At 68.1% G+C, this 4254-nt stretch carries 5 protein-coding genes; 1 reads left to right on the top strand and 4 read right to left on the bottom strand.

From position 1 onward, the window contains the following. The 4 genes from N878_RS13695 to N878_RS13680 form a co-directional block, all read right to left on the bottom strand. On the bottom strand, nucleotides 1–842 hold an 842-nt coding region (locus N878_RS13695), incomplete at its 3' end, for an AAA family ATPase (RefSeq protein ID WP_031303164.1). A 167-nt stretch (nucleotides 843–1009) separates the two neighbouring features. Next, nucleotides 1010–1369, bottom strand: coding sequence for a hypothetical protein (locus tag N878_RS13690; RefSeq protein WP_021444210.1), 360 nt, complete (start codon nucleotides 1367–1369; stop codon nucleotides 1010–1012). Between the two features lie 162 nt (nucleotides 1370–1531). Then, the gene (gene sbcD, locus N878_RS13685; RefSeq protein WP_031303163.1) at nucleotides 1532–2746 is read right to left on the bottom strand and encodes an exonuclease subunit SbcD; all 1215 of its coding nucleotides are present in this window, start codon (nucleotides 2744–2746) and stop codon (nucleotides 1532–1534) included. Nucleotides 2747–2748: 2 nt separating this feature from the next. Next, nucleotides 2749–3168, bottom strand: coding sequence for an Lrp/AsnC family transcriptional regulator (locus N878_RS13680; protein ID WP_021444208.1), 420 nt, complete (start codon nucleotides 3166–3168; stop codon nucleotides 2749–2751). Between the two features lie 125 nt (nucleotides 3169–3293). On the opposite strand from N878_RS13680, the gene yjeH reads away from it, so the two are divergent. Then, nucleotides 3294–4254: L-methionine/branched-chain amino acid transporter (gene yjeH / locus N878_RS13675; protein WP_021444207.1), on the top strand; the 961-nt coding region annotated here is incomplete at its 3' end.

Here is a 4254-nt window from a genome sequence, read left to right as displayed (position 1 = left end):
TGCAGCTCGCCAGCCGCCTGCGCCTGAGCCTGCTGCGCCTGCTCCAGGCCCAGCTGCGCCTGCTGGCACTGCTGCTCGGCCTGTTGCAGGGCCTCGCGCCAGCGGCGCTGGGCCTGCAGGCTTTGTTGCCGGGCCAGCAGCGGCGCCTCCTCCTGACTCAGGCGCCGGTGCTCGGTCTGCAATTCGCCGCGCTGCGCCTCGTCGAGCAGTTCCATGCCCTGGGCGCGGCTTTGCAGCAGGTTCAGCGCCTGCTCGGCGGCCTTGGTGCGTTCGTAGACCTGCTGCGAAATCCGCCCGTACACCTCGGTGCCGGTCAGCTCCTCGAGCAGCTCGGCGCGCTGGTTGGCCCCCGCCTCGAGAAAGGCGGCGAAACCGCCCTGGGCCAGCAGCATGGACTTGGTGAAGCGCTCGAAGTCCAGGCCGGTCAGCTCGGCGGTCAGGCTCTCCTTCTCACGAATCTTGTCGGTGAGGATCTCGCCGCCGGCGATACGCGCCAGCTCCACCTTGGGCGCCTGCAGCGCGCCGTCGACCTTGTCGCGCGCGCGGCGCTGGCTCCAGAAGGCGCGATAGCCCTGCCCCTTGACCTCGAACTCGACCTCGGCCAGGCAGTCGGCGGTGTGCCGGGTCATCAGCTCGTTACCGCTGGCCGACAGCGTGCCCATGCGCGGCGTGCGGTGATACAGGGCCAGGCAGATGGCGTCGAGCAGCGTGGTCTTGCCCGCCCCGGTGGGCCCGGTGATGGCGAACAGGCCGCTGTCGGCGAAGGGCGCGGCGGAAAAATCGATCTTCCACTCGCCCTTGAGCGAGTTGAGGTTCTTCAGGCGCAGGCTGAGGATTTTCATGCGGGAATGGCTAGCCGGGAATCAGGCGGGCATTCTGGCATTGTTGGCAGGGTTGTGCAGGCGCGGTGGACTGGACAGATGGCGCTATCGCCCAACGATAACCACAGAGTCAAATACCGCGACACGTTTCACCCTGTGGCTATCGCAACGGTGCGCCAAGATTATCCTTATTGGGCAGACCATATATGGTGATCGCCAAGGCTGGCATGCAGTGCGGCCCTGACATCGCCGGCGGATGCGCTAGCAGCAGCTATGCAGACGGCAACGGTGTTCTTCGAGCCCTTCTTTCGTTGCACCTCGATCTTGTAGGGATAGGTCCTGTTACCAATCGGCACCGCATCGACGTGCAATTTGTCGCTCTCGTACTGCGAGTTCTTCGTCCGATTTCTAAAGATCTTGGAAGTGTCGTCAATCGAGTCGATAAGCTCCTGCGCCTCTTGAAACAAGCGCGGCTCGATACTGATGTCCTCGAGACCACGCCCACCGGTAGGCGCCCCCTCATCGTTGATGTTTGGATTTAAAGCCATGCTTCGCTCCTTGAATAACCTGGTCATGGTGAGTTGGCGGCGAGCAGCATCCCTGAGCCAAACTGCATGGACTAAATTCTGCGGATCGCTGGCGAGCCCCCGAGCCTTGCAGGGTAGTCGTACTTGGACCGTCACGCCCGACGACGCTTGGAGCGGCCGACTTCAATCCCCCGTCAACTCGTCCAGCACCCGGCGATAAAGCCCCTGCAAGCGCTGCGTCTCTTCCTCGCCCAGTTGCTCCTGCTGCAGGCGTCTGTCGAACACCTCGGCGGCGGACAGTTCATCCAGCGTCTCGCGCGCCTCGCTGGTCAGGCTGGCGGCGGCATTGCCGCGTTCGCGGCGGATGCGCAGCACTTCCACCGGCAGCCCTTCGCACAGCGCGGCGATGTGGCTCTGCAGATCGCTCAGGTAGTCGTCGCCGCGCACCTGCACCTCCAGCCATACCGGCCGTTCGGCGCTGCCCTGGGCGGCCTGTTCGGCGATGGCACCGGCTAGTTCCGCGAGCGAGCCGCGCAGGCTGGCCAGGGGCTGGAAGCAGGGTACGGGCAGCGGCGTGACCGCCTGCAAAGCGCCAGCGCCGAACTCGACCAGCAGCACTTCCTTCTGCTGCCTGGCCTCGTCGAAGGACAGCGCAATCGGCGAGCCGCAGTAGCGGATCTGCTCCAGGCCGGCGACCTTCTGCGGCCGGTGGATATGGCCCAGGGCGATGTAGTCGGCCGGCGGGAAGGCGCTGGTGGGAAAGGCCTCCAGGCTGCCGACGTAGATTTCGCGCACCGATTCGCTGGCGCTGGCGCCGACCGTGGTGAGGTGGCCGCTGGCAATGATCGGCAGGACCAGGCCGAGTTCGGCGCGGCGGGCCTCGGCCAGGGCGAACAGCATCTGGTAGTGCTCGGCGATGGCCTGCTGCAGCGACTGCTGCTTGTCCTGCGCGCTCTGCCCGGCCTGGCTGGCCAGCACCTCGCGCGGGCGGATAAAGGGAATGGCGCAGAGGATGGCGCCCGGCGCGCCGGCGCGGTCGTGCAGCACCAGCAGCTGTTCGGCGGGATCGAGGCCGACGCCGGGGACCACCCGCGCGCCGAGCTGGGCCAGCAGGGTTCTGCTTTCGCCGAGCATAGCCGGCGAGTCGTGGTTGCCGCCGAGCACGATCAGCGCGCAGCCGGCGTCGCGCAGCTCGACCACCAGGCGGTTGTACTGCTCGCGCGCATAGCTGGGCGGCGCGCCGGTGTCGAACACGTCGCCGGCGATCAGCAGCACGTCCACCGCATGCGCCCGCACCTGTTCCAGCAGCCAGGCGCAGAACGCCTGATGCTCGGCCTGGCGGGTCTTGCCCATGAAGTGCTGGCCCAGGTGCCAGTCGGAGCTGTGCAGCAGGCGCAGGCTCACAGCGGCCACTCCTGCACCACCATATGGGTCTTGACCCGCTGCATCTGCGGGAAGGCCTCGAGGGCGTCGCGGATCTCGCTCAGGCGCGTCATGCTGGCCGCCTCGACGTACACCAGCATGTCGGTCTCGCCGCTGATGCCGCAGCAGCGGCGGATCTCCGGGTACAGGCGCATGCGCTCGACGTAGTCCTGGCAGCGGCCGTCCTTGTAGAACAGCTCGAAGAAGGCCTTGACCGCGTCCGCCCCCGGCTCGGCGACCTGGGCGTGGTAGCCGCGGATCACCCCGCCGCCTTCCAGCTGGCGGATGCGCTCGCTGACCGCCGAACGCGAGAGGTTCACCTCGCGGGCGATCTGGCTGACGGGGGTGCGCGCATCGCGGCGCAGCAGGGCGAGGATCTGGCGGTCGAACTTGTCCACGGGGGCTCTCAGACAACAAGCGGGTTGAGGGACAGAACCGCCGTTTCGACGGCGAAAGCCGACGCCCTGCACGGGAGCGCCGGCTTACCATGGCGGGATTCTGCGCAAGGACACGAGCATACCCCATGAGTCGACTGAACAAGGAACTGGGCCTGCTGCAGGGCATCGCCCTGCTCAGCACCTCGCTGCTCGGCACCGGCATCTTCGTGGTGCCGGCGCTGGCCGCCACCGCCGCCGGGCAGGCCTCGCTGTGGGCCTGGCTGGTGCTGATCGCCCTGGTGCTGCCGGTGGCCTTCACCTTCGCCCAGCTGGGCAAGCGCTTCCCCCATGCCGGCGGCGCGCCGCACCTGATCGGCCGCGCCTTCGGCCAGCGCCTGGAAGGGGTCAGCGCGCTGCTGTTTCTCGCCGTGCTGCCGGTCGGCCTGCCCGCCGCGCTGCATATCGCCAGCGGTTTCTGGCTGGCCCTGTTCGACCTCTCCAGCGCCGGGCTGCTGGCGATCCAGCTGGCCACCCTCGGCGCCATCCTGCTGCTCGGCCAGCGCCCGGCCAAAGCCTCGGGCGTGCTGCAGGGGCTGATCGCGGTGGCGATAGTCGCCAGCGTGGCGCTGATCTGGTGGGTCGGCGATCTGCCGCGGGCCAGCCAGCCGCTGCTGCCGCCGCTGAGCGGCCAGTGGCAGCTGCTGCCGGCGGCGCTGGGGGTGATGTTCTGGTGCTTCGTCGGCATCGAGGCCTTCACCCACCTGGGCGAGGAGTTCAAGCGCCCCGAGCGTGATTTCCCCCTGGCCCTGGTGCTCGGCGTGCTGCTCGCCGGTCTGGTGTACTGGGCCTGTTCGGTGGCGGTGCTGAGCTTCGCCACCCATGGCGACGTGCACAGCGACACCACCGCCCTGCCGCGGCTGTTCGAGCTGCTGCTGGGCGAGCGTGCCCGCGTGCTGGTGGCGCTGGTCGGCTACCTGGCCTGCTTCGCCTCGATGAACGTGTATATCCAGGGCTTCGCCCGGCTGATCTGGAGCCTGGCCGACGAGGGCAAGCTGCCGGCGCCGCTGGCCCGGCGCAACGGCCGGGGCTTGCCGGCTCGCGCGCTGC

This window comes from Pseudomonas sp. EGD-AK9, assembly GCF_000465935.2.
GTDB lineage: Bacteria > Pseudomonadota > Gammaproteobacteria > Pseudomonadales > Pseudomonadaceae > Aquipseudomonas.
This window is presented reverse-complemented; position numbering and strand designations above follow the sequence as displayed.

Coding starts and splice junctions, on each gene's coding strand:
- N878_RS13690 (WP_021444210.1), bottom strand. CDS start 1,369: ATGGCTTTAAATCCAAACATCAACGATGAGGGGGCGCCTACCGGTGGG.